General features: G+C 72.6%; 23 protein-coding genes. 18 read left to right on the top strand and 5 right to left on the bottom strand.

Annotated elements, in window-relative coordinates:
* Positions 1-299: 299 nt before the first annotated feature.
* From SD460_RS39040 to SD460_RS39030, 3 genes are all read left to right on the top strand, one after another.
* Entirely contained in the window at positions 300-557 is a 258-nt protein-coding gene (locus SD460_RS39040) for a hypothetical protein (RefSeq protein ID WP_290058254.1), read from the top strand.
* 425 nt (positions 558-982) lie between these two features.
* On the top strand, positions 983-2,035 hold the full coding sequence (locus SD460_RS39035) for a C40 family peptidase (RefSeq protein WP_290058253.1): 1,053 nt from the start codon (positions 983-985) through the stop codon (positions 2,033-2,035).
* 145 nt (positions 2,036-2,180) lie between these two features.
* Positions 2,181-3,338: a glycosyltransferase family 4 protein gene (locus tag SD460_RS39030; RefSeq protein ID WP_290058252.1), complete on the top strand. Its 1,158-nt coding sequence runs from the start codon at positions 2,181-2,183 to the stop codon at positions 3,336-3,338.
* 3 nt (positions 3,339-3,341) lie between these two features.
* Here the strand turns inward: SD460_RS39030 and SD460_RS39025 are convergent, their stop codons facing one another.
* The gene (locus SD460_RS39025; protein WP_290058251.1) at positions 3,342-3,965 is read right to left on the bottom strand and encodes a nucleoside/nucleotide kinase family protein; all 624 of its coding nucleotides are present in this window, start codon (positions 3,963-3,965) and stop codon (positions 3,342-3,344) included.
* Positions 3,966-4,029: 64 nt separating this feature from the next.
* Here SD460_RS39025 and SD460_RS39020 point away from each other — a divergent pair, with 64 nt between their 5' ends.
* From SD460_RS39020 to SD460_RS38975, 10 genes are all read left to right on the top strand, one after another.
* Positions 4,030-4,443, top strand: a complete 414-nt coding sequence (locus SD460_RS39020) for an SRPBCC family protein (protein ID WP_290058250.1) — start codon at positions 4,030-4,032, stop codon at positions 4,441-4,443.
* Between the two features lie 23 nt (positions 4,444-4,466).
* Positions 4,467-5,669 carry a cytochrome P450 family protein gene (locus SD460_RS39015; protein WP_290058249.1) on the top strand — a complete coding sequence of 401 codons (1,203 nt, stop codon included), beginning with the start codon at positions 4,467-4,469 and terminating at the stop codon, positions 5,667-5,669.
* A gap of 17 nt (positions 5,670-5,686) precedes the next feature.
* Positions 5,687-6,964 (top strand): adenosylmethionine--8-amino-7-oxononanoate transaminase, encoded by a 1,278-nt coding sequence (locus SD460_RS39010; protein WP_438860651.1) that lies wholly within the window; start codon positions 5,687-5,689, stop codon positions 6,962-6,964.
* A gap of 453 nt (positions 6,965-7,417) precedes the next feature.
* Positions 7,418-9,649: a bifunctional SulP family inorganic anion transporter/carbonic anhydrase gene (locus tag SD460_RS39005; RefSeq protein WP_290058248.1), complete on the top strand. Its 2,232-nt coding sequence runs from the start codon at positions 7,418-7,420 to the stop codon at positions 9,647-9,649.
* Between the two features lie 217 nt (positions 9,650-9,866).
* Positions 9,867-12,038, top strand: a complete 2,172-nt coding sequence (locus SD460_RS39000) for a SulP family inorganic anion transporter (RefSeq protein WP_318307485.1) — start codon at positions 9,867-9,869, stop codon at positions 12,036-12,038.
* Positions 12,039-12,119: 81 nt separating this feature from the next.
* On the top strand, positions 12,120-12,836 hold the full coding sequence (gene bioD / locus SD460_RS38995; protein ID WP_438860866.1) for a dethiobiotin synthase: 717 nt from the start codon (positions 12,120-12,122) through the stop codon (positions 12,834-12,836).
* A gap of 72 nt (positions 12,837-12,908) precedes the next feature.
* Positions 12,909-13,922, top strand: coding sequence for a biotin synthase BioB (gene bioB, locus SD460_RS38990; protein ID WP_290058246.1), 1,014 nt, complete (start codon positions 12,909-12,911; stop codon positions 13,920-13,922).
* Complete coding sequence (gene bsaP, locus SD460_RS38985) at positions 13,909-14,112, top strand: biotin synthase auxiliary protein BsaP (RefSeq protein WP_290058245.1); 204 nt, start codon at positions 13,909-13,911, stop codon at positions 14,110-14,112. The genes bioB and bsaP overlap by 14 nt, the downstream gene beginning before the upstream one ends.
* 59 nt (positions 14,113-14,171) lie before the next feature.
* The gene (locus SD460_RS38980) at positions 14,172-14,768 is read left to right on the top strand and encodes a DUF2567 domain-containing protein (RefSeq protein WP_290058244.1); all 597 of its coding nucleotides are present in this window, start codon (positions 14,172-14,174) and stop codon (positions 14,766-14,768) included.
* A 42-nt stretch (positions 14,769-14,810) separates the two neighbouring features.
* On the top strand, positions 14,811-15,851 hold the full coding sequence (locus SD460_RS38975) for a M48 family metallopeptidase (protein ID WP_290058243.1): 1,041 nt from the start codon (positions 14,811-14,813) through the stop codon (positions 15,849-15,851).
* A 103-nt stretch (positions 15,852-15,954) separates the two neighbouring features.
* Here the strand turns inward: SD460_RS38975 and SD460_RS38970 are convergent, their stop codons facing one another.
* A complete protein-coding gene (locus SD460_RS38970; protein ID WP_318307483.1) occupies positions 15,955-16,671 on the bottom strand; it encodes an LON peptidase substrate-binding domain-containing protein in 717 nt (238 codons plus the stop codon).
* A 40-nt stretch (positions 16,672-16,711) separates the two neighbouring features.
* On the bottom strand, positions 16,712-17,344 hold the full coding sequence (locus SD460_RS38965) for an NUDIX hydrolase (protein WP_290057346.1): 633 nt from the start codon (positions 17,342-17,344) through the stop codon (positions 16,712-16,714).
* Between the two features lie 111 nt (positions 17,345-17,455).
* On the opposite strand from SD460_RS38965, the gene nadA reads away from it, so the two are divergent.
* The 5 genes from nadA (at position 17,456) to SD460_RS38940 (ending at position 22,805) form a co-directional block, all read left to right on the top strand.
* Positions 17,456-18,469 (top strand): quinolinate synthase NadA, encoded by a 1,014-nt coding sequence (gene nadA / locus SD460_RS38960; protein ID WP_290057347.1) that lies wholly within the window; start codon positions 17,456-17,458, stop codon positions 18,467-18,469.
* Positions 18,466-20,109, top strand: coding sequence for an L-aspartate oxidase (locus SD460_RS38955; RefSeq protein ID WP_318307482.1), 1,644 nt, complete (start codon positions 18,466-18,468; stop codon positions 20,107-20,109). The genes nadA and SD460_RS38955 overlap by 4 nt, the downstream gene beginning before the upstream one ends.
* Entirely contained in the window at positions 20,106-20,999 is an 894-nt protein-coding gene (nadC, locus tag SD460_RS38950) for a carboxylating nicotinate-nucleotide diphosphorylase (protein ID WP_318307481.1), read from the top strand. The genes SD460_RS38955 and nadC overlap by 4 nt, the downstream gene beginning before the upstream one ends.
* Before the next feature lie 72 nt (positions 21,000-21,071).
* The gene (locus SD460_RS38945; RefSeq protein ID WP_318307480.1) at positions 21,072-22,232 is read left to right on the top strand and encodes a S8 family serine peptidase; all 1,161 of its coding nucleotides are present in this window, start codon (positions 21,072-21,074) and stop codon (positions 22,230-22,232) included.
* A gap of 42 nt (positions 22,233-22,274) precedes the next feature.
* Entirely contained in the window at positions 22,275-22,805 is a 531-nt protein-coding gene (locus tag SD460_RS38940; protein ID WP_290062599.1) for a PM0498 family protein, read from the top strand.
* Positions 22,806-22,811: 6 nt separating this feature from the next.
* Here SD460_RS38940 and SD460_RS38935 read toward each other — a convergent pair whose 3' ends face one another.
* Positions 22,812-23,180, bottom strand: a complete 369-nt coding sequence (locus SD460_RS38935) for a hypothetical protein (RefSeq protein WP_290062598.1) — start codon at positions 23,178-23,180, stop codon at positions 22,812-22,814.
* On the bottom strand, positions 23,177-24,517 hold the full coding sequence (locus SD460_RS38930; RefSeq protein WP_290062597.1) for an alpha/beta hydrolase: 1,341 nt from the start codon (positions 24,515-24,517) through the stop codon (positions 23,177-23,179). Before SD460_RS38930 ends, SD460_RS38935 begins: the two co-directional genes overlap by 4 nt.
* Positions 24,518-24,588 lie beyond the last annotated feature (71 nt).

Here is a 24,588-nt window from a genome sequence, read left to right as displayed (position 1 = left end):
TTCACCGCGCCCGACGTCAGCGCTCCGGCAAAGTCGGGCTTGCCCACTGGGACCGGTGTCGCGAATGACTCATCGGGGACCAGGGAGGTCCCCAATGAGTCATTCGCGACCTTCGTGCACTCCGGCACCGGCAGGACTGCCGCACTCGCCCGGACCGTGCCGGGTCCGGTCCCGGGAGCATGGCGAGATGCCGCCGGCTCGCACGCCGCTGCCGCAGGGGGCGTGGGCTCGCTCGCCCGAAATTGTCGGTGGTGACCCCTACCGTTCTCCTCAGTCAGTTCCGACGTGAGGAGGACCACATGAACGACACCCCCGATCTGTCCGCAGTGGACGTCTCGCACCTATCCGTCGAGGACATGGAAAACCTCGTGGTCGACTGCGATCGCTGCGTCGTGCGCGGCATCTCCTGCCACGACTGCGTGGTGAGCGTGCTGCTCGGGGCGCCGCCCGCCGTCGTGTGGGACGCCGACGAGCGACGCGCCGTCGACGCGCTCGCCGAAGCGGGGATGGTGCCGCGGCTGCGCTTGGTGGAGGGAGCCGACTTGCGCACGGCCTGACACGCCCGTTTCGTGTCGGCGCGCCGAATGGTCGATCGGGTCAGGTGAACGGTCGGTGACCGAATCTGCTTCGGGAATATCCCCAGCGTGTAACGCCCATCACATGTTTTCTCCACGGCTGGTCCGATGGTGTTTCCAGGCGCTACGGAGAGTTTTTGGCCGCGGGGTGGTGGACGTGGTGGCGGTCTTTTCGTAACCTGTCCGAGATCTCGTGGCCCCCGGCCGTCGATGAGGCGGCGACGCGAGATCGCCGCCGGGCGCAGCTTTGTCGGGAAGCTGGGATCCGGAACCACCACCGCTTTGCTTCACCTGTTGCGGACGAAGCAGCCCCGAAGCGGTGGGGGACGAGCGGCGAAGAGGACTCCCCGGCCTCTTCGTGCCCCGATCCCCGACGGCGGCCGAGACCGAAGGAGACACGCGCGACCGTGCAGTCGCATCCAGTCAGGCGCGTGATGTCCGGCGTCCTCGCCGCGGCATCGGTGATCACCCTCGTCACCGTGGCCCAGCCGACGGCCACCGCCGCCCCCGTCCCCGTCCTCCAGGCCCCGCCCACCGGTTCGGACGCCCTCGCCCAGTACCGCGATCTCGCGGCGCAGGCCGAAAAGCTCAACGAAGACCTGCTCAAGGCCCAGGACGACCTGAAAGCCAAGCAGGGCGAGCTCGACAAGGCCACCAACGACGTCAACGCGGCGAAGGACCAGGCCGCCCAGGCGACCGCGAACCAGAAGAAGTACCAGACCGAGGTCGACAAGTTCGCCGGCGCGTCGTTCACCAGCGGTGTCCAGCTGAACAAGCTGTCCGCGCTGCTGGCCGGTACGTCCACGCAGGACTTCCTCGACCGCTCCTCGGCGCTCGAGGTGATCGCGACCGAGAAGAACGGCGCGATGGGCAACCTCACCGGCGCCGTCAAGCAGGCCGACGACGCCACCAGCAAGGCCACCGACGCCGCGAAGCGCGCGACGGACGCCCGTGACGCCGCGGCGAAGCTGACGCAGGACATCCAGGCCAAGCAGAAGACGCTGAACGACCAGATCGACCAGCTGAAGGCCGCCAACAAGAGCCTCAGCTCGGCCGACAAGGCCCTGCAGGGCGACAAGGGCGGCACGGCGCCGAACGTCCAGGCGCCCACCGCCGCCGCCCAGACCGCGGTCAACGCGGCGCTGAGCAAGCTCGGCAGCCCGTACGGCTGGGGCGACACCGGGCCGAGCTCGTTCGACTGCTCGGGCCTGATGCTGTGGGCGTACGGGAAGGCCGGGATCAAGCTGCCCCGGTCGAGCCGCGAGCAGTCCACGTTCGGCGCCGCGGTGCCGCGTGACCAGCTGCAGCCGGGCGACCTCGTGTTCTACTACTCGCCCGTCTCGCACGTCGGCATGTACCTCGGCGACGGCAAGATGGTGCACGCGCCCGACACCGGCGACGTCGTGAAGATTTCGCCGCTGCAGAGCCAGTACGCGGGAGCCCGCCGCCCGACGGCGTGACTTCCCGAGCAGCACTCCCGGAGGGGCGGTACCGCACACGCGGTGCCGCCCCTTCGCTGTGTCAGCCGAGGCTCCGCCTCGGGCCGGGGGCTTCGCCACCCGGACCCCCGAACGAAGAGGGGAGGCGGCCGCTAGCCTCTGGAGCGTGTTGAAGACCCTGCTCGTGACCAACGACTTCCCGCCCCGGCCCGGGGGGATCCAGAACTACCTGAACTCCCTCGCCACCCGGCTGCCGGCGGACGACCTGGTCGTCTACGCGCCTTCGTGGGAGTCGCGGACGGGGTCGCACGAGGAGTTCGACGCCGAAGCGCCGTTCGAGGTCGTGCGGCACCCGACGTCGCTGATGCTGCCGACGCCGGACGTGCTCCGCCGCGCGAAGGAGATCATGCGCGCGCGGGACTGCGAAGCCGTCTGGTTCGGGGCCGCGGCGCCGCTGGCGCTGCTGGGGCACTCCCTGCGCCAGGCGGGCGCGCGGCGCGTCGTGGCGTCGACGCACGGCCACGAAGTCGGCTGGTCCATGCTCCCGGCCTCGCGGCAGGCGTTGCGGCGCATCGGCGACACCGTGGACGCCGTCACCTACGTCAGCCGCTACACGCGCGGCCGGTTCGCCGCCGCGTTCGGCCCGATGGCCGGGCTGGAGCTGCTGCCGTCCGGTGTGGACGCGGAACTGTACAAACCGGATCCGGCCGGCCGCGCGGAAATCCGTGCCCGGCACGGCCTTTCCGACCGGCCGACGGTCGTCTGCGTGTCCCGGCTGGTCCCCCGCAAGGGCCAGGACCAGCTGATCCGCGCGCTGCCGCTGATCCGCGAGCGCGTGCCGGACTCGGCGCTGCTGATCGTCGGCGGCGGGCCGTACCGCAAGAAGCTCACCCAGCTGGTCACCGGGCTCGGCCTGGAACGGGACGTCGTGCTCACCGGCTCGGTGCCGTGGGCCGAGCTGCCCGCCCACTACGCGGCCGGTGACGTCTTCGCGATGCCCGCCCGCACCCGCGGCCGCGGCCTCGACGTCGAAGGGCTCGGCATCGTCTACCTGGAGGCGTCGGCGACCGGGCTGCCGGTCGTGGCCGGCAACTCCGGCGGGGCCCCGGAAACGGTGCTCGACGAGGTCACCGGGCACGTCGTCGAGGGCCGCGACACCGGCCAGCTGGCCGAGACCCTCGCCAGCCTCCTCGCCGACCCCGTGCGGGCCCGCCGGATGGGCGAGGCGGGCCGCGCCTGGGTCACCGAGAACTGGCGCTGGGACGCCATGGCCGGGCGGCTGTCCGGCCTCCTCGACGGCGACCCGGTGGCCGTCGTCCGCTGAGGCTCACGGCGTGTACAGCGCCGGGTGCCGCGGATCGTCGACGCGCACGACGACGTCGGCGAGCGAGCCGGGGTCCACTTCTTCTTCGTAGCGCTCGTAAGCCGGGACCGCCCACTCCTCCGGCACTCGGCGGCGCAGCGCGGCGGGGGAAAGCCACAGGTGCACGGCCAGGTCGAAGGCGAGACCGGCTCCGAGCAGCAGCTCGCCGTCGACGAGCACGACACCACCCTCGGGGACCGGCACGCGCTCGGCGCGGGTCGCGCGGTCGCGCCCGGCGTCCCACAGCGAAGGCAGGACCTCGCCGGAACCGCCGTCGCCGAGCGGGTCGAGCACCTCGCGGCGGAGCGCCCCGAGGTCGAGCCAGTCGGTGTAGCGGGCGTCGGGGTTCGTGCGGCCGTGCTCGTAGCGCAGCGACGCGGGGCGCAGGAAGTCGTGCGCGGACACGCGAAAGGCCGCGCGGCCGCGCAGGCGCAGCGGGTCGACCAGCGCGTCCGCGAGTTCTGTGGTTTCCGTCGCACCCGCGGCGCCGTCGATCGCGACCGCGAACCGCGGACGCCCGGTGAGCGCGTCGATGCGTTCGGTCAGTTCTTGGGCCAGCACGGCTGGGGAAATGGGGCGGTAGCGCACGAGTACCGATCCTGCACCCGGACCGGCGACCGGTTTTGTCGTACCCCGGTGGGAGGATGCGGACATGACTTCATCAGTGGGGAAAACGGCCGATGTCGGGTGGAACATCGGCGTTTCGCGGACCCTGCCGTACCCGGCGGAGCGGATCTGGGAGTTCCTGGTGAGCCGGGACGGCGTCGCGATCTGGCTCGGTCCCGGGGTGGAGCTGCCGCGCGAACCGGGCGTGGAGTACGAAACGGCGAACGGCACGGTCGGCGAGGTCCGCAGCTACGTCGAGAACGACCGCGTGCGGCTCACCTGGCGGCCCAGCGACTGGGACCACGATTCGACCGTCCAGGTGCGGCTGAGCGGCGCGGGCGCCAAAACCACGTTGCGGTTCCACCAGGAATGGCTCGCGGGCGCCGGAGAACGCGAGGAACAACGGGCATACTGGCAGGACGTGACCGAGCGCGTGGTAGTGGCACTCGCCGAGCGCTGAAGCGGACTGCACGGGGGAGCGGGATGACGACTTTCGAGGTGGCCGAGGACTTCGCGCAGGACGCGCACCTGTTCGCGGAGCTGCTGCGCGCGGGCGGGCCGGTGCGCCGGGCCCGGATGCCGCGCGGCTTGGACTGCTACATCGTGACGGACTTCGCCCAGGCGCGGGCGCTGCTGGCGGATCCGCGGCTGCACAAAAACAGTGCGCGCGCCCGCGAGCTGTTCGAGGCGAAGCTGCCGTCCGGCCAGCCGGCCCAGGCCGGGGTGGGTGCGGATCTCGGCTTCCACATGCTCAACTCCGATCCGCCGGACCACACGCGGCTGCGCAAGCTGGTCAACAAGGCCTTCACCGGGCGGACCATCGCCCGGCTGCGGCCGCGCGTGGAGGAGATCACCGCGGAGCTGCTCGACGCGCTGGCCGGGCAGGAGCGGGCCGACCTGCTGCCGTCGTTCGCCGCGCCGCTGCCGATCACGGTGATCTGCGAGCTGCTCGGCGTGCGCGCGGCGGACCGCACCGACTTTTCCGCGTGGTCCAAGACGTTGCTGAGCGCGTCCGAGCCGGAGGCCATGCAGAGCGCGGCGCAGAACATGTTCGCCTACCTCACGGACCTGATCGCGCAGAAGCGCGCGGAGCCGGCCGAGGACCTGCTGTCGGACCTGGTGCACGCGACCGACGACGGGGACTCGCTGTCCGAGCCCGAGCTCGTCTCGATGGCGTTCCTGCTGCTGGTCGCCGGCCACGAGACCACTGTCAACCTGATCGCCAACGGCGTGCTGGCGCTGCTGCGCGAGCCGGCGCAGCTGGCCAAGCTGCGCGCGGAGCCGGAGCTGCTGCCGAACGCCGTCGAGGAGTTCCTCCGGTTCGACGGCCCGATCCACCTGGCCACGCTGCGCTTCACGGCCGAGCCGGTCGAGGTGGGCGGCGTGACGATCCCGGAGGGCGAGTTCGTGCTGGTCTCGCTGCTGGGCGCGAACCGCGACGCCGAGCGCTACCCGGAGCCGGACCGCCTGGACATCACGCGCGCGGCGGGCGGGCACCTGGCGTTCGGGCACGGCATCCACTACTGCGTGGGCGCGCCCCTGGCCCGGCTGGAGGCGGAGATCGCGCTGGGCGGGCTGGTGACGCGGTTCCCGGAGCTGACGCTGGACGCGAAGCCGGACGAGCTGGTCTACCGGCCGAGTTCGCTGGTGCACGGGCTGGAGGCGTTGCCGGTCCGGCTGAAGTGACGTCGTAGGGTCGGCTGATGGAAACCGACCTGCTCGCTTTGGACGCTCAGCACGTGTGGCACCCGTACGCGCCGATGCCGGCGAAGGTGCCTTCGCTGCTGGTGACCGAGGCGAGCGGCGTGCGGCTGAAGCTCGCCGACGGCCGGGAGCTCGTCGACGGGATGTCGTCGTGGTGGTCGGCCATCCACGGCTACCGGCACCCGGTGCTCGACGCCGCGCTCGCGGAGCAGGCCGGCCGGATGAGCCACGTCATGTTCGGCGGCCTGACGCACGAACCCGCGATCACCTTGGCGAAGACGCTGGTCGACCTGACCCCGGACGGGCTGGAGCACGTCTTCCTCTGCGACTCCGGGTCGGTGTCGGTGGAGGTCGCGGCGAAGATGTGCCTGCAGTACCAGCGTTCGCGCGGGCTGCCGGAGAAGCGGCGGCTGCTCACCTGGCGCGGCGGCTACCACGGCGACACGTTCACGCCGATGAGCGTGTGCGACCCCGACGGCGGCATGCACTCGCTGTGGCGCGGGGTGCTGCCCGAGCAGGTCTTCGTGCCCGCCCCGCCGTCCGGGTTCGACGCGCCGCCGGATCAGTCCTATGTGGACACCCTGGTCGAGTCGATTTCCCGCCACGCGGGGGAACTCGCGGCGGTGATCGTCGAGCCGGTCGTGCAGGGCGCGGGCGGCATGCGCTTCCATCACCCCGCTTATCTGCGCGCGCTGCGGGAACTGACCGAAGCGCACGACGTGCTGCTGATCTTCGACGAGATCGCGACCGGCTTCGGCCGCACGGGCGCGCTCTTCGCGGCGGAGCACGCGGGCGTGACGCCGGACGTGCTGTGCGTCGGAAAGGCGCTGACCGGCGGCTACCTGAGCATGGCGGCGGCCCTGTGCACCCCGGAGGTGGCGGCGGGCATTTCCCGCGGCGCGCTCCCGGTCCTCGCGCACGGCCCGACGTTCATGGGCAACCCGCTGGCCTCGGCGGTCGCGAACGCCTCGCTCGGCCTGCTCGCCGACGGCACCTGGCGCTCCGACGTGACCCGCCTGGAGAAAGGCTTGCTGGACGGCCTCGCCCCGGCCCGCGACCTGGCGCCGGTGGTGGACGTCCGCGTCCTCGGCGGCATCGGCGTGCTGCAGCTGGACCACCCGGTCGACATGGCGGTGGCCACCGAGGTGGTCACCGAGCACGGCGCTTGGCTGCGCCCGTTCCGCGACCTCGTCTACGCGATGCCCCCGTACGTTTCGACGGAAGCCGACCTCGCGGTGATCACCCGCGCGATGCTGGCGGTGGCGGAAAAGGCGTGACGGCGGCCGGGTGGGGTGCCGCGTGGCCCGACGAGCGACGCGGGCCGCGTGACGTCCGCGCGATGCCGGCTCTGGTCATCCGCGCGGTGCTCGCGGGGGCGGAAAAGGCGTGAGGTGCCGCGTTGCCCGGCGGGTCGCGAGCGCGGCGAGGCCTGTGGCCCAAGGGCGTTCCGGGTGGGTGCCGAGCGGTCGCGGCTCCCCGCACTGATCACCCGCGCGATGCTGGCGGTGGCGGAAAAGGCGTGATTTCAGCACATCGGGTGTGACCACGCCCACAGTGAGACCCGAAGGTCTCTCATCGTCGCGCTGTGTACCCGACCAAGATCGACACCACGCGAACGGTGGGGCGGTCGCGGGGGAAAAGCCGGATGAACCGACCCGATCCGTACCGGAGCAAACGCGAGAAATCCTTGCATAGCGGACTTTTCGCCGCGTTTCGGCGATCCTGCCCCCATGATCGAGATCGTTCGTGGTGAACACGACACCGGCCCGCCGAAGCAGCCCCGTCTTCCGGAGAACCTCAAGCACGACCTCCTCGCGTCGATAGTCGTCTTCCTCGTCGCCGTCCCCCTGTCCCTCGGTGTGGCCTTCGCCGCCGGGGCACCGCTGCTCTCCGGCCTCATCTCCGCCGTCGTCGGCGGGCTGGTCGCGAGCCTCTTCGGCGGGTCGCCGCTGCAAGTCAGCGGGCCCTCCGCCGCGCTCACCGTGGTGCTGGCCGACACGATCGCCACCCACGGCTGGCCCGTCACCTGCGCGATCACCGTCGCCGCCGGGCTGCTCCAAATCCTCTTCGGGCTGACCAGGGCCGCCCGGGCCGCGCTCGCCGTTTCGCCTGCCATCGTGCACGGGCTGCTCGCCGGCATCGGGGTCACGCTCGTGCTCGGGCAGCTGCACGTCGTGCTCGGCGGCTCGGCGCAGGGTTCCGCGCTCGCCAACGTCGTCGCGCTGCCGCGGCAGATCGCCGCGCACCACGACCAGGCCGTGCTGATCGGGGTCGTCACCCTCGCCGTGCTGATCGCCTGGCCGCGGCTGCCGAAAACCGTCCGCCGCGTGCCCGCGCCGCTGGCCGCCGTCGCGCTGGCCACCGGGCTGTCCGTGCTGACCGGCATGTCGCTGCCGCGCGTCGACCTCCCGGCCGGGCTGCCCGAGTTGCACATCGTGCCGCGGCTGCCGGACGGCGGCTGGGGCGGGTTCGCCCTCGCCGCGCTCACCATCGCGCTCATCGCCGGCCTGGAAAGCCTGCTGTCCGCCGTTTCGGTCGACAAGCTCCGCGGCGGCCCGCGCACCGACCTCGACCGCGAGCTCATCGGGCAGGGCGCGGCGAACGTCGCGGCCGGCGCGCTCGGCGGGTTCCCGGTCACCGGCGTCATCGTGCGCAGCATGACCAACTACGAGGCCGGCGCGCGCACGCGGCTGTCGGCGATCCTGCACTGCGTCTGGATCCTCGCCGCCTGCCTGTTGCTGACCGGCGTGCTGCGGCTTATTCCGCTGGCCGCCCTCGCCGCCCTGCTCGTGTACGTCGGGATGAAGCTCGTGAACGTCCACGGGCTCAAGGAAGTCCGGCGGCACGGCGACCTGCCGGTGTACGTCGTCACGCTCGCCGGCGCGGTGGCCGTCAACCTGCTCACCGGTGTCGCCGCGGGCGTCCTGCTCGCGCTCGCGCTGATGCTGCGGCGGATGATCTTCTCCGGCATCCACGTCGAGCGGGAAGGCGAGCGCCACCGCGTCGTCATCGAAGGCGCACTGACGTTCCTGTCCGTGCCGCGGCTGACCCGCGTGCTCGCCGGGGTGCCGCCGCACGCCGAGGTCACCCTCGAACTGCTCGTCGACTACCTCGACCACGCCGCGTTCGACTGCCTGCGCGGCTGGCAGCAGGCGCACGCCGGGCCGGTGACGGTCGACGAGATCGGGCACCCGTGGTTCGAACGCGGGAGTTCGGGCGAGCCGACCGTGCGCCGCAGCGTCGCCGCGCGCGTGGTGCCGCGGTGGCTCGCGCCGTGGTCGCAGTGGCAGGCCGAGCACGTCGTGCTCCCCGCCCAGCGCACGGCGAGCTCGCTGCTCTGCCGCGGCGCGTCGGAGTTCCAGCGCCGCACCGCGCCACTGCTGCGGGACACGTGGAGCGGGCTGGCGCACGGCCAGCAGCCGCACACGCTATTCATCACCTGCGGCGACGCGCGGATCGTGCCCAACCTGATCACCACCAGCGGGCCGGGCGACCTGTTCACGGTCCGGAACATCGGCAACCTGGTGCCGCCGCCGGACGGCGACGACTCCTCGGTCGGCGCCGCGATCGAGTACGCGGTCGGCGTCCTGGGCGTGGCCGAGATCGTGGTGTGCGGGCACTCCGGCTGCGGCGCGATGAAGGCGTTGCTCGGCCGGGCCCCGGACGGGCTCGAGCAGCTCGGCAGCTGGCTCCGCCACGGCGAAGCGACGCTCCGGCGCCGCGCCCGCGAAGCGCCGGTGCTGCTCGGCGGCGAGCGGCCGGCCGCCGAGGCCGACCAGCTCGCGCTGCAGAACGTGGTGCAGCAGCTGGAGATCCTGCGTGCGTACCCGGTGGTGGCGGCCGCGCTCGAGCGCGGCGCGCTCCGGCTCACCGGCATGTACTTCGACGTCGGCGCCGCGCAGGTGTCCCTTTTGGACGATGCGGCTCGCGGCTTCGTCCCGGCCGGCGCTGTGGAGCACTGACGAGGACCGCTCCCGATGTGGCACCGGGCCCGTCCGGTGTCACATCGGGAGCGTGGAAACCCTTGTGTAGTACGGAATTCAACTGTCACGTGACAGGCCAAAGTGTGTGAACGGCTTGTGAACGGCTTGTCCGATATGTGACATTCGAGCTAAATGCAGCGAATTATTCACCCGAACGAGTGGTGCATAGCGGACATTTCACTCGGTTTCCGGTTGCATGGTGATCATGAGACCCCTCGCCGTGCTCCGCCACGACCTGCCGGCCTCACTGGTCGTCTTCCTCGTCGCAGTACCCCTGTCCCTGGGCATCGCCCTCGCTTCGGGCGCGCCGGTCGCCGCCGGGCTCGTCGCCGCCGTCGTCGGTGGCGTCGTCGCCGGGGCGCTGGGCGGCTCCGCGCTGCAAGTGAGCGGGCCCGCCGCCGGCCTGACCGTCGTCATGGCCGAAACCATCCAGACGTTCGGGTGGGTCGTCACCTGCGCGATCACCGTCGCCGCCGGCGCCTGCCAGATCCTGCTGGGGCTGAGCCGCATCGCGCGCGCCGCGCTGGCCATCTCGCCGGCGATCGTGCACGGCATGCTGGCCGGCATCGGCGTCACGATCGTGCTGGGTCAGCTCCACGTCGTCCTCGGCGGCAAGGCGCAGAGCTCGGCGGTGGAGAACATCGCCGAGCTGCCCGGCCAGATCGTCGCCCACCACGACTCAGCCGCCGTGATCGGCCTGCTCACCATCGCCATCCTGCTCGTCTGGCCGAAGCTGCCGTCCGCCGTCCGGAAGGTGCCGGGACCGCTCGCCGCGATCGCCGCCGCCACCGGCCTGTCGGTCCTGCTCGGGATGACGCTGCCGCGCGTCGAGCTGCCCGGTGACCTGCTGGACATCCAGCTCGTCCCGCAGCTGCCCGACGGCGGCTGGGGCGGATTTGCGCTCGCCGTCGTCACCATCGCCCTGATCGCCAGCGTCGAAAGCCTGCTTTCGGCCGTGGCGGTGGACAAGATGCACACCGGGCGGCGCGCCAACCTCGACCGGGAACTGGTCGGCCAGGGCGCGGCCAACATGCTCTCCGGCGCGCTGGGCGGCCTGCCGGTCACCGGCGTCATCGTCCGCAGTTCCACCAACGTCGCCGCCGGGGCGAAGACCCGCGCGTCGGCGGTGCTGCACGGCGTCTGGGTGCTGCTGTTCGTCGTCCTGCTCGCCGGGCTGATCCAGAGCATCCCCCTGGCCGCGCTGGCCGGCCTGCTGGTGCACGTCGGCGCGAAGCTGGTCAACCCGGGCCACATCAAGACCGTCCTCGCCCACGGCGACCTGCCCGTCTACCTGCTCACCCTCGCCGGCGTCGTGGTGTTCGACCTGCTCACCGGCGTGCTCGCGGGCATCGGGCTGGCGCTCGTGCTGATGCTGCGCCGCACGCTCTGGTCGGGGATTCACGTCGAGCGCGAAGGGGACGCCTGGCGCGTCGTCGTCGAAGGCGTCCTGACGTTCCTGTCCGTGCCGCGGCTGTCGAAGGTGCTCGGGACCATCCCGGCCGGCGTCCCGGTGCGGCTCGAGCTCGTCGTCGACTACCTCGACCACGCCGCGTTCGAGAGCCTCACCACCTGGCAGCAGGCCCACGAGCGCGCCGGCGGCACGGTCGAGGTCGACGAGGTCGGCCACCCGTGGTTCGGCGAAGGCAAGGCGGGCCGCCCGACGCGGTCCCGGCTGCACGCGAGCCGGGCGGTGCCGCGCTGGCTCGCGCCCTGGTCGGCGTGGCAGGCCACCGAAGGCATCCCCACGCAGCAGACCCGCAACGGTGCCACCGAGTTCCACCGCCGCGCCGCGCCGCTGCTCAAGGACACGCTGTCCGGGCTCGCCGACGGCCAGCGGCCGCGCACGCTGTTCATCACCTGCGGCGACTCCCGGATCGTGCCCAACCTGATCACCACCAGCGGCCCCGGCGACCTGTTCACCATCCGCAACATCGGCAACCTCGTCCCGCCCGGGCAGGCGGACCCGTCGATGAACGCGTCCATCGAGTACGCCGTCGGCGTGCTCGGAGTCGAGGAGATCGTGGTGTGCGGCCACTCGGGCTGCGGCGCGATGGCGGCGCTGGCCGACGGCCCGCCGCCGGGACCGCTGTCGGTCTGGCTCCGCCACGCGGAGCCGAGCGCGCACCGGCTGGGTTCGGCCACGCTGGAGGGCGCGGTCCCGGAGCGGAAGGGTGACCGGCTGGCCCTGCACAACGTGCTCCAGCAGCTGGAGCACCTGCGCGAGTACCCGTCGGTGGCCGCGGCCGAGGCGGCCGGGAAGCTGCAGCTGACCGGCATGTACTTCGCGGTCGGGACGGCGCAGGTCCACCTGTTCGACGCGGCCGAGCGCACGTTCCGCCCGGCCGGAGCGGCGGTGACGGGAGCCTGATCGACACGCGGGCCGTGCGCTCGAGCACGGCCCGCGTGTGCGCGTCCCGGACCGGGTTCACTAAGTTGATGGTCCGTGACCATGCTGGTGATGACGGGGACCGGGACCGGGGTCGGCAAAACGATCACCACGGCGGCGATCGCCGCTCTGGCGGCGGACGGCGGGCAGCGGGTCGCGGTGCTGAAACCGGCGCAGACCGGGGTGCGGCCCGACGAGCCCGGCGACCTCGCCGACGTCCGGCGGCTCGCCGGTGACGTCACCACCCTCGAACTGCGCCGCTACCCGGATCCGCTGTCCCCGGAAGCCGCCGCGCGCCGCAGCGGGCTGCCGACGCTGGACCCGGGGGAGATCGCGCGGGCGGCGTCCGACCTGGACACCGGGCACGACCTGACTCTGATCGAAGGCGCGGGCGGGCTGCTGGTCCGCTTCGACTCCACCGGGGCGAGCCTCGCCGACGTCGCCTGGTCGCTCGGCTCGCTCGTGATCATCGTGGCCGAGGCCGGGCTCGGCACGCTCAACGCGACCGCGCTCACCGCCGAGGTCGCCGGCAAGCGCGGCCTGACCGTCGCCGGCGTGATCATCGGCGCCTGGCCGGCCGAGCCGGACCTCGCGGCGCTGTCCAACCTCGAAGACCTGCCGGTGGCGGCCGGGGCGCCGCTGCTCGGCGTGCTGCCCGCCGGGCTCGGCACGGCGTCCCGTGACGAGTTCCTGGCCGCGGCCAGGGGCGGGCTCTCGCCGTGGTTCGGCGGCGAGTTCGACCCCGAGCTGTTCGCCGGCTGCGCGTCAGCCGGGAAGTGACCTGCGTCGCTGTCGCCCGAGGGGCCCGTCAGGCACGATGAGGGACGCTTCCGCCACGACCAAGGAGACGCCTTGACCGCAGTTCCGGACACCGACGTCCTCGCCCACGCCCGTGAGCTCGTCCTCGAAACCGGCGCCGGCCTGGGAGAAGCCGAGGTCCTCGAGGTGCTGCGGCTGCCCGACGACCGGCTGCCCGACCTGCTCGCGCTCGCGCACGAGGTCCGGATGCGCTGGTGCGGGCCCGAGGTGGAGGTCGAGGGCATCATCAGCCTGAAGACCGGCGGCTGCCCGGAGGACTGCCACTTCTGCTCCCAGTCCGGCCGCTTCCCGACGCCGGTGCGCTCGGCGTGGCTCGACATCCCGAACCTGGTCAAGGCCGCCCGGCAGACCGCCGAGACCGGCGCGACGGAGTTCTGCATCGTCGCCGCCGTCCGCGGCCCGGACCAGCGGCTGCTCTCGCAGGTGCGCGAAGGCGTGAAGGCGATCCGGGCGGACGGGAACGACATCCAGATCGCCTGCTCGCTCGGCATGCTCACGCAGGAGCAGGTCGACGAGCTCGTCGAGATGGGCGTGCACCGCTACAACCACAACCTCGAGACGGCGCGCTCGCACTTCCCCGCGGTGGTCACCACGCACACGTGGGAAGAGCGCTGGGACACGCTGCGGATGGTGGCCGAGGCGGGCATGGAGGTCTGCTGCGGCGGCATCATCGGCATGGGGGAGACGGTCGAGCAGCGCGCGGAGTTCGCGGTGCAGCTGGCCGAGCTGAACCCGCACGAGGTGCCGATGAACTTCCTCATCCCGCAGCCCGGCACACCGTACGAGAACTACGAGATCGTCGAGGGCAAGGACGCCCTGCGCACGGTGGCGGCGTTCCGGCTCGCGATGCCGCGCACGATGCTGCGCTTCGCCGGCGGCCGTGAGCTCACGCTCGGCGACCTCGGCGCGGAGCAGGGCATGCTCGGCGGCGTCAACGCGATCATCGTCGGCAACTACCTGACCAACCTGGGCCGCCCGGCCTCGGCGGACCTCGAGATGCTGGACGAGCTCAAGATGCCCATCAAGGCCCTCAGTGACAGCCTCTGACGCGGTCTTCTGCGTCCACTGTGGACAGGAATCGCCGGGTGGGGCGGACCACCCGGCGTGCCACAACCCCCGGACGGCACTGGAACCCCCGCGCTACTGCACCTTCTGCGCCCGGCGGCTGGTGGTGCAGGTGAGCCCGCTCGGCTGGACGGCGAAGTGCAGCCGGCACGGCGACACGGCCAGCGGCTGACGGTGGGTGTACACCGACCGGTTACCCTCGGTGGCAACGCGTTCCAGGAGGGAGTCCGGGTGAGTGAGACGTCGGGGCCCGCGCACCGGCCGTCGGCCGTGGCCGGTCCGTGGTCGGTGCCCGTGCTGTTCCGGGAACGGCGGCCCCGGGTGGTCGTCAAGGCGGACTTGCTGCCCGCGCTGAGCGTGTTCAGCACGGTCGGCCTGCTGGGCTTCCCGCTCGCCTTCGCCTGGTCGCGGCTCGCGCCGCCCGAGCGCGTCCGGATCGTCGCCGCCGACGGCACCCAGGGCGCGCTGGAGCTGGAGAGCTGGCACCGATTCGACGACCTCGCCGTGTTCGGGCTGATGGCGCTCGGGCTCGGGATCGTCGTCGGCGTCGTCATCTGGCTGTTGCGCGAACTCCGCGGTCCGGTCGTGTTCGTCGCGGCTCTGCTCGGGGTGGCGCTCGCGGGCGTGATCGCCATCCTGCTCGGCGTGACCTGGGCGAACAGCCACTACGCGATCACCAGCCCGCCCGCGCTCGGCTCGGTGATCGAGCTCGCGCCGCGGCTGGAGTCGTGGTGGGTGCTGCTGACCGGCCCGCTCGGCGTGTCGATCGCCTACAGCCTGCTGGCCACCTGGAACGGCCGCGACGACCTGGGCCGCCGTCTCGGCTGAGCGGTTTGCCCTACTCTGGTCCCCTCACTCACAGGGGGTTCCATGACCGAGGACATCGAAGTTTCGCGGCGTGACGCCGTCCGCTTCCCGGGGATCAGCCCGCGCGCCTACGAGCACCCGGTGGACCGCGGCGCGCTCGCCACGCTGCGCGCGGTGCCCGGGTTCGCGCAGGTCGTCAAGGCCATTTCGGGGTTCTACAACGAGCGCGGCGAGCGGCTGATGGCGCTCGCGTCGTCGATCCGCGTCGGGCCGAAGCAGTACCCGGAGCTCGACCGCCTGCGCCACGAGTGCGCCGAGACGCTCGACCTGCCGTCGGTGCCGAACGTCTACGTGTTCCAAGACCCGCGTCTCGGCGCGGAGACCGTCGGCATGGACGAGCCGTTCATCCGGCTCAGCACCGGGATGGTCGAGCTGATGAGCCACGATTCGCTGCGGTTCGTGCTCGGGCACGAGATGGGGCACGTGCTGTCCGGGCACGCGGTGTACCGCACGATGATGGTGCGCCTGATCAGCCTGCAGCTGGCGATGTCGTGGACGCCGGTCAGCGCGCTCGGCATCCGGGCGATCATCGCGGCGCTGCGCGAGTGGTTCCGCAAGGCGGAGCTGTCGTGCGACCGCGCGGGTCTGCTCTGCGGTCAGGACCCGACGGCGGCGCTGCGCGCGCAGATCCAGGTCGCGGGCGGCATCGACCCGGCCCGCATCGACATCCCGTCGTTCCTGCAGCAGGCGTCCGAGTACGAGTCGGTCGAGGACATCCGCGACAGCTTCCTCAAGCTCAAGTTCGTCGAGACGGAGTCGCACCCGTTCGCGGTGGTCCGCGCGGCGCAGCTGCAGCGCTGGGCGGCTTCGGAGGACTACCGCGCGATCCTGGCGGGCGACTACCCGCGGCGGGACGCGGACAAGCCGGGCTCGGACTGGAAGGACGACCTCAAGTCGGCCGCGCAGTCGTACAAGGAATCGTGGAACTCGTCGGCGGACCCGTTGACGAAGGTGTTCAGCGACGTCGGCGAAGCGGTCTCGGGCGCGGCGGGCAAGGTGTGGACCAAGTTCGGCAACGGGTCCGGGAACGGCTCGGCTTCCTAGCGCCCCAAGGCGGCCTTGGGTGCGTCTGACGCACCGAAGGCCGCCTTGGGTGCGTCTCACGCACCGAAGGCCACATTGGGGCGCTTGGGCCTGGGCGCGGGCGTCAGTTCAAGCTGGCCGGGCGGCTCAGGTCGGTGAGCTCGCCCGGCGGCAGCGGGACCGCGCCCAGCTTGTCCAGGAAGCCCGTTTCGCGGGTCAGCAGGCGGCACGCGATGCGGAGCCGGCGCAGCGGGTGGCGCTCCTCCAGCAGGTGCTGGCGGTCTTCCAGCGGCAGCAGGCAGTCCGCGGCCAGCACGTAGGCCAGCTCCTCGATCGCCGTGTCCGGGTCCGGGGCGTGCCAGTCGTCGCTGCGCCACGCCGTTTCGCAGTAGCGCTGGTGCGCCGCTCGCGCGACCGTCGCCAGGCGCTCCGCCATGCCGCCGGACGGGGCGACCGGGTCGTCGTCGATCCACACCACCGACGCGATCAGGTACGGCGCCGACGTGCAGTCGAGGTCGGTCAGGCGGAACCGGCGCTGGGCCTGCGTGACGACGTCGAAGCGGCCGTCCGGGAGGCGCTTCGCCTCGCGCAGCACCGTGCTGCAGCCGATCTCGTACAGCTGGTCCAGACCACGTACTTCGCGGGTCAGCGACGAGCGGAGGGCGACCACGCCGAACTCGCGGCCCGGCACCGTGCCGCTCACGAGGTCCGCCGTCAGCTGCCGGTAGCGCGGTTCGAAGATGTGCAGCGGGAGCTTGGTACCGGGCAGCAGCACGGTCTGCAGCGGGAACAACGGCAGGATCGTCGTCGTCGCGTCACTATCCGATTCCGGCTCGGTCACGGGTCCACGTTAAGGGGAGAACGCGGCTCCCGCAGCACGGTCACCGGTTCGGCGGCTTGAAGACCGCGAACGGATCAGTGATCTGCATGCCCTTGCCGGCGAAGGAGAACAGCGCCGCCGGACGGCCGCCGGCCCGGCCCGGGGCGGCCGTGTGGCCGGTCGGGACCAGCAGGCCGCGCCGGGACAGCACCCGCTGCAGGTTGGTCGCCGAGACGCGGTAGCCGAGCGCCGCCGAATACAGGCCGCGCAGGGCGGAAATCGTGAACTCGTCGGGGGCCAGCGCGAACCCGAGGTTGGTGTAGGAGAGCTTCGAGCGCAGCCGGTCGCGGGCGCGCCGCACGATGGCCTCGTGGTCGAACGCCGTGCGCGGCAGCTGCGCGACGTCGTGCCACTCGGTGTCCTCGGGCACCTCCGGGTCGACGTCGGAGGGGACCAGCGCGAGGAACGCCGTCGCCACCACGCGCGGGCCGGGCACCCGGTGCGGGTCGCTGAACACCGCGAGCTGCTCGACGTGCTTGAGCTGGCGGACGTCGACCTTCTCCTTGAGCTGGCGCCGGATGGACGTCTCGACGTCCTCGTCGGGCCGCAGCCGCCCGCCCGGCAGCGACCAGCGGCCGAGGTGCGGGTCGAGCGCGCGGCGCCACAGCAGCACCCGCAGTGTGTCCGAGCGCACTTGCAGTACCGCTCCTAAAACCTCGTGGGCCAGGGGTGCCTGGGTGTTAAGATGACTTCGCACGGTTTTCGATTGTAAGGCGAAAACCCGCGACCGGTCCAGGAGGGCCAGATGACCACCACGTTGGTTCCGGAAGGCCTCACCCCGTTCGGCGGGGTCGAGGCGAACGCGGCCTGGGCCGAGGAGGTGCGGCGCCTGGCGAAGCAGCGCGACGCGGTCCTGCTCGCGCACAACTACCAGGTCCCGGAGATCCAGGACATCGCCGACCACACCGGCGACTCCCTCGCGCTGAGCCGCATCGCGGCGAGCAGCGACGCGTCCACCATCGTCTTCTGCGGCGTCCACTTCATGGCCGAGACCGCGAAGATCCTCGCCCCGGAGAAGACGGTCCTGATCCCGGACGCGCGGGCCGGCTGCTCCCTGGCCGACTCCATCACCGGCGCCGAGTTGCGGGCCTGGAAGGCCGAGCACCCGGGCGCGGCGGTCGTCTCCTACGTCAACACCACGGCCGAGGTGAAGGCCGAGACCGACATCTGCTGCACGTCCTCGAACGCGGTCGACGTCGTCGCCTCCATCCCCGCCGACCAGGAGGTTCTCTTCCTCCCGGACCAGTTCCTCGGCGCCCACGTCAAGCGCGTGACCGGCCGGGAGAACATGCACATCTGGGCGGGGGAGTGCCACGTCCACGCCGGGATCAACGGCGCCGAGCTGGCCGAGCGCGCGGCCGAGAACCCGGACGCGGACCTGTTCGTCCACCCCGAATGCGGCTGCGCGACGTCGGCGCTCTACCTGGCCGGCGAGGGTGCCGTGGCGCCGGAGCGGGTCAAGATCCTCTCCACCGGGGACATGGTCCACGAGGCCCGCGACACGAAGGCCAAGTCGGTGCTGGTGGCCACCGAGATCGGCATGATCCACCAGCTGCGCAAGGCCGCGCCGGGCATCGACTTCCGCGCGGTGAACGACCGCGCGTCCTGCCGGTACATGAAGATGATCACCCCCGCCGCGCTGCTCCGGTGCCTGCGTGACGGCCTGGACGAGGTCCACGTCGACCTCGAGACGGCGGCCCGCGCGCAGGCTTCGGTGCAGCGGATGATCGAGATCGGGCAGCCCGGCGGCGGCGAATGACCCCGCCGGTTAATGACCACCAGGCGAAAACTCCGGTTTGGGAGGCTCGCGCGGATCTGGTCGTGATCGGCAGCGGCGTCGCGGGGCTGACCGCGGCGCTGCGGGCGCAGGCGCTCGGGCTGCACGTCCTGGTGATCACCAAGGCGGCGGTCGCCGACGGCAACACGCGCTGGGCCCAGGGCGGCGTCGCCGTCGTCCTGGAGCACGAGCACGACCTCGACGACTCGGTCGCGAAGCACGCGGAGGACACCTTCGCCGCGGGTGCCGGCCTGGTCGACGAGGCCGCGGCCCGCTCGATCCTCGACGGCGGCCCGGCCGCGGTCGCCCGGCTGCGGGCGGACGGCGCGACGTTCGACTCGGCGGGGGACGGGCTGCTCGCCCGGGCCCGCGAGGGCGGGCACAGCGCGTTCCGCGTGATCCACGCGGGCGGCGACGCGACCGGCGCCGAGGTCGAACGCGCACTGGTCGCGCGGGCCGGGGACGCCCGGGTGCCGGTCCTGGAGCACCACATCGCCGTCGACGCCCTGCGCACGCCGGGCGGGCGGGTCGCCGGGGTCACGGTGCTCGACTCGGGCGGCGTTCCCGGCGTCGTCCGCGCGCCGGCCGTGCTGCTGGCCAGCGGCGGGATCGGGCAGCTCTACCAGGCCACGTCGAACCCGGAGATCGCCACCGGCGACGGCCTCGCGCTCGCGTTGCGGGCCGGGGCCGCGGTGGCGGACGTCGAGTTCGTCCAGTTCCACCCGACCGTCCTGTACACCCCGGGCGCGCGGGGACGCTGCCCGCTGGTCACCGAGGCCGTACGCGGCGAGGGCGCGACGCTGGTCGACGCCACCGGCGCGCCGGTCATGGCGGGCGTGCACCCGCTCGGCGACCTGGCGCCCCGCGACGTCGTCTCGGCGGCGATCACGCGCCGGATGGTGACCGCGCCGGGCGGCGTCGACGACCACGTCTTCCTCGACGCGACGTCGGTCGCCGGCTTCGCGGCGCGGTTCCCGACCGTGTTCGCGGCCTGCGGGGTGCTCGGGCTGGACCCCGCCGTCGACCCGATCCCGGTCACCCCGGCGGCGCACTTCTCGTGCGGCGGCGTGGTGACCACAGTGGACGGACGCTCGTCGGTGCCCGGCCTGTACGCCGCGGGCGAGGTGGCGCGGACCGGCTTGCACGGCGCGAACCGGCTGGCGTCCAACAGCTTGCTCGAAGGCCTGGTCGTCGGGCAGCGCGTCGCCGAGGCCGTGGCGGCGGACCTCGCGGCCGGACTGCTCGCCGATCCCGCCCGCGGCCGGCTGCCGTCGTGGACCACCGCGCCCGCCGCCGAGCGCGACGCGCTGCAGCGGGTGATGAGCCGGTACGCGGCGATCGGCCGTGACGCCGACGGCCTCGCGGCCGCGGGTTCGGTGCTCGACCTGTCGGCTCAGGACAGTCCGTTGTGGACACACGCGGCGGTCGAAGACGCGGCGCTGACCGTGGTGGCGCAGGCGTTGCTCGCCGCGGCCGTCCGGCGCACCGAGTCGCGCGGCTGCCACGTGCGGTCCGATTTCCCGGCACCGGACGGGAACTGGCGGCGCAGCCAGCTCATCCGGCTCAGTCCCTCCGGCCAGCCGGTGCTGGCCGACCCGATCCCCTTGGAGGGCGTGGCATGACGTTCCCGATCTCCGAACCGGTCCTGCGCCTGATCGCCGCGTCGGGCCTCGACGTCGAAGACGTCAAGCGGGTGGTGACCACCGCGCTGGGCGAAGACCTGCGGTACGGGCCCGACGCGACGACGGCGTCGACGGTGCCCGAGTCCGCGACGGCCGTGGCGGAGCTGACTCCGCGCGTGGACGGCGTCATCGCCGGGCTGCCGGTCGCGCTCGCGGTGTTCGACATGGTGCTGGGCGACGGTTACGAGGTGCTGGCCGGGCGCGAGGACGGCGACCGGCTGGTCGCGGGGGAGCCCGCGCTGGTGCTCGCCGGCCCGGTGCGCGGGCTGCTCACCGCCGAGCGCACGGCGCTGAACCTGCTCTGCCACCTCTCCGGCGTCGCCACCGCGACCGCCGCCTGGGTGTCCGAAGTGGACGGTACCGGCTGCGCGATCCGCGACTCCCGCAAGACGTTGCCGGGGCTGCGGCTGCTGCAGAAGTACGCCGTCCGCTGCGGCGGCGGGGTGAACCACCGGCTGGGCCTCGGCGACGCGGTGCTGATCAAGGACAACCACGTCGTCGCCGCGGGTTCGGTGACGGCGGCGCTGGCCGCGGCCCGCGCGCACGCGCCGGAACTGCCGTGCGAGGTCGAGGTCGACACGCTCGAGCAGCTCGAGGAGGCGCTGGCCGCGGGGGCGGACGAGGTGCTGCTGGACAACTTCACGCCGGAGCAGTGCCGCCGGGCGGTCGCGCGCCGCGACGAGGTTTCCCCGAAGACGCGGCTGGAATCCTCTGGTGGCCTCACCATCGACCGTGGTAGGGCCTACGCCCAGTCCGGTGTGGACTACCTTTCGGTGGGCGGGTTGACGCACTCTTCACCGGCGTTGGATCTGGGCATGGACCTTCGCTGAGCCGGGGTTCCCGGCTAGACTGGCGGTGGCGGAGTTCCTTGTCCGCCACCGTCTTTCTGTTCGGGGGTTGGGGTGCGGATAGCGGCGGCGCTCGCGGTGGCGGGCCTGGTGACGGCCGGCTTGCCCGTGACGGCGGCCGCGGCCCCGGAAGCGCAGTGCGCGAACCCGTCCGGCACGTATTCCGGCGCCGTCCCGTGGGGGCAGCGCCAAGTCGACCCGGCGCGGCTGTGGCCGTTGACGCGGGGTGACGGCCAGCTGGTCGCCGTGATCGGCACCGGCGTCGACGGGCAGAACGGCCAGTTCCGGCCCGGCCAGCTCGAAGGCGGCGCGGGGACCGAGCAGACCGACTGCGACGGCCGCGGCACGATCGCGGCGGGGATCGTCGCCGCGCAACCGGATCCGTCCACGACGTTCGCCGGCGTCGCGCCGGGCGCGCGCCTGCTGCCGATCCGCTACACGGACAGCTCTTCGCGCGACGGCGGCGACCCGGGCGCGCTGGCCGGCGCGATCGACACGGCGCTCGACCGGCACGCGGGCGTCATCCTGATCGCCGTCCCGGCGGCGTTCGACAGCCCGGCGCTCTCGGGCGCGGTGTCCCGCGCGCGGTCGGAGGGCGCGGTGGTCGTCTCGGCGGCGTCGGCGACCCAGCAGGGCGCACGCACGTACCCGACGGCGACGGCCGGGGTGCTGGCGGTCGGTTCGGTGAACCAGGCGGGCGAGCCGGTGCAGACCGAGGCGGGGGACTACGTCGGCGTCGCCGCACCGGGCGCGGAGCTGGTCAGCACGTCGGCCGGCGCGGGCGGCGCGATCGCGCACCGCTTTCCGGTCACCGACCCGGGACTGGCTGCGGCGTACGTCGCGGGGGTCGCGGCGCTGGTGCGGGCGTACCACCCGGACCTGACCGGCGACCAGGTCGCCACCCGCCTCACGCTGACGGCCCACCGCCCGGCTTCGGGCGGCCACGACCCGCGCCTCGGCTGGGGCGTGCTGGACGCGTACGCGGCGGTCTCGTCGACGCTGCCCGCGGGCATCGCTGCCCCCGGCTCCGTCGCCCCGGCGGCCCCGGAGCCCGACGTCGTCCCGGCGGCGGCCCCGGCCCAGCAGCCGGCGGACGTCCCGGCGGGCACGATCGCACTGGCGGGAGTGGCACTGGCCGCCGCGGCGGGCGTGGCGGTGGCGGCGGTCCGGCGTGCCCGGCACCGCGGTTGGCGGCCGTCGCGCTTCACGCCGTAGGGCGCGTGCGTTCGTCGGCCTGGCCCTGGCAGGCTCTGCGCCGTGCTCACCATCCGGATGAACGAGGTGGCCATCAAAGCTCTGGGGCCGTCGTGCGCGGTGCCGGCGGCGGAGCTGGCACCGGGACTACGCGAGCTGGTTGCCGAAGGCATCGTCCGGCACGGCCCGGCATTGGCCTTTGCCCGGCACGCCGCCCACGTCCGGGCGCCCCGCTCGGGCGGACCGGATCTGACCGCGTGGGAGTGCGCCACGAGCAGCTTCCACCTGGACGATGTGGTGCCCATCGAGGTCGGATCGCTGGCGGACGAGCCGGTGATCAGTGCGGCGGCCCAAGTGGTGATGCTGCGTCACGGGTGGGGCTTCGCCCTGGAAGTCGTGCGGCTCGTCCGTGCGCTGCCCGGGTCTGTCGCGGTGCGGTGCATCGTGGGAGCGAACAGCACCAACGGCACATTCAGGTTTCACCGTGCCCGGCGCGGTGAGTCGTGGCTGAGCCCCGACGTGGACGAGTTCCTGGGGGACAAGCTGATCGTCGTCGACAGCGGGCCCGCGAGCATGGGCGGGACACCGTGGTGACGGGCTTCAGGACGCGGGGACCGGGCGGGTCGAGCCGATGATCGCCACCGCCTGGCTGGCTCGCGCCACGTGGACCGTGAAGTCCGCGCCCTCGCGGCTGAAGCGCGCGATCAGCTCGCGCGGGGTGCTCCGGTCGTGCGACTCCCAGCCGCGCTCCGCCAGGGTCGGCAGGACGACCTCGGCCAGGCGGCGTTCCGGCTCGCCGGGGTGGTCGAGCCGGACGCCGTACTGCCAGCAGAACAGCTGTCCCGGGCGGGTCGGGTCGCAGTCCAGCTCGCCCTCGACCGTGCGGTCCGCACCTTCGCCGAACACCTCCGCGACGCTGTCGATCACGTCGGTCAGCTCGACCGCCAGCCGGTCCAGTTCCGGGCTCATCGCAGCACACCCCCGTCGTTCAGGAACTCGACGCCGTGTTCGAGGATGCCACGCGGGTCGAAGGTGCCGTCCGGGGTCACCGGTCCGGTGGTGATCACCCGGTAGATGTTCGTCCACGACTCCGAACCGGGCTTCAGCACGTCACTGTGCGAGGACAGGCCCCACAACTGCGAGCCGTCCGCGGAACGGCCGGTCTCCAGCTCGGTGACGCCGGGGAAGGTGTCCGGGTCGGCGCCGTGGCCGATGCCGGTCCACTCCAGGCCCCACGCGTTGCCCTGGGCGATCTCGATCGGGTCGAGCGGCGCCGTCATCGAGTAGCGCTGCACGCCCGCCTGGCTCGCCGGCAGGTCCGACGGCGACCACACGCCGTGGCCCATGCCCGCCGACTCGACGTGCAGGACGCGGTCGACGTCGAGGCCGTGCGTCTCGGCCAGGCCGACCGTGGCGCCGCCGTAGCTGTGCCCGATCGCGGTCAGCGTGACGCCGTCGCCGGCGTGGCTGGAGATCTCGCCGCGCAGGTCGTCGGTGAAGTGCTTGAGGTCGGGGGCCATCGTCTGCGCGTAGCTCGCGTCCGGGCCCTGCACGACCGGGTTCTGCGGGAACACCCCGTCGGCCCAGACGACCATCGCGGTGCGCCCGGTCGGGTCCGCGGCGACCAGGCTGCGCCCGAGGCCGGCGTAGGCGTCGAAGTTGGACATCTGCGTGTTGACGCCGGGGACGAACAGCCCGACGTTCCGCGTCCCGGGCTCGACGTGCCCGACCAGCTCGGCGATCCGGCCGTTGCCGGACGGGTCGAACTTCAGGATCTGCCGGTTGTTCGCGAGGATGTCTTCGTACAGCTTGATCCGCGCCCGCGACCGCGCGATCTCGTCGGCGTCGGTCAGCCCGGCGAGCTTGCCGCGCTCGGCCGTCAGCGCGTCGGCGACCTTCGCGCGGTTCTCCTCGATCGCGTGCGCCCACGCGCCGGTGTCGGCGGAACCGCCGATCCCGGCCGGGTTTCCCGCCTTGGGCAAGGGATCCTCGGGCAGCAGGGCCCGGTACATCGCGGCGATCTGCGCGTCGACGCGGCGGTAGCCGGCCGCCGACTCGGTAAGTCCACTTTGGATGCTGCGGAGCCGGGACACGCCCGATTCGAGCTTCCCGCCCAGCTCCTTCATGGTCTTCTCGAACGTCTTCGCCGCGGCCTTGGCTTCCTCGACCTGGCCGAACGCCGCGGCCGGGACCTTCTCACCGGAGACCGCGGTCTCCGCGGTGTGCAGTGCGTCGGCCCGCTGGCCGGTTTCGCCGGCCACGGTGTCGAGGCGGGCCGGGGCGACGCGATAGCCGGCAGCCGTCACGGCCCGCCTCCGTTTCGCAGCAGGGGGTCGTGAGTGTTGAGTCGGGTTCTAACCCGACTCAACACTCACGA

It is taken from the genome of Amycolatopsis solani, assembly GCF_033441515.1.
GTDB classification, from domain to species: domain Bacteria; phylum Actinomycetota; class Actinomycetes; order Mycobacteriales; family Pseudonocardiaceae; genus Amycolatopsis; species Amycolatopsis solani.
Note: the sequence above shows the minus strand (reverse complement) of the source record. Positions and strands in the feature narration are given on the sequence as shown.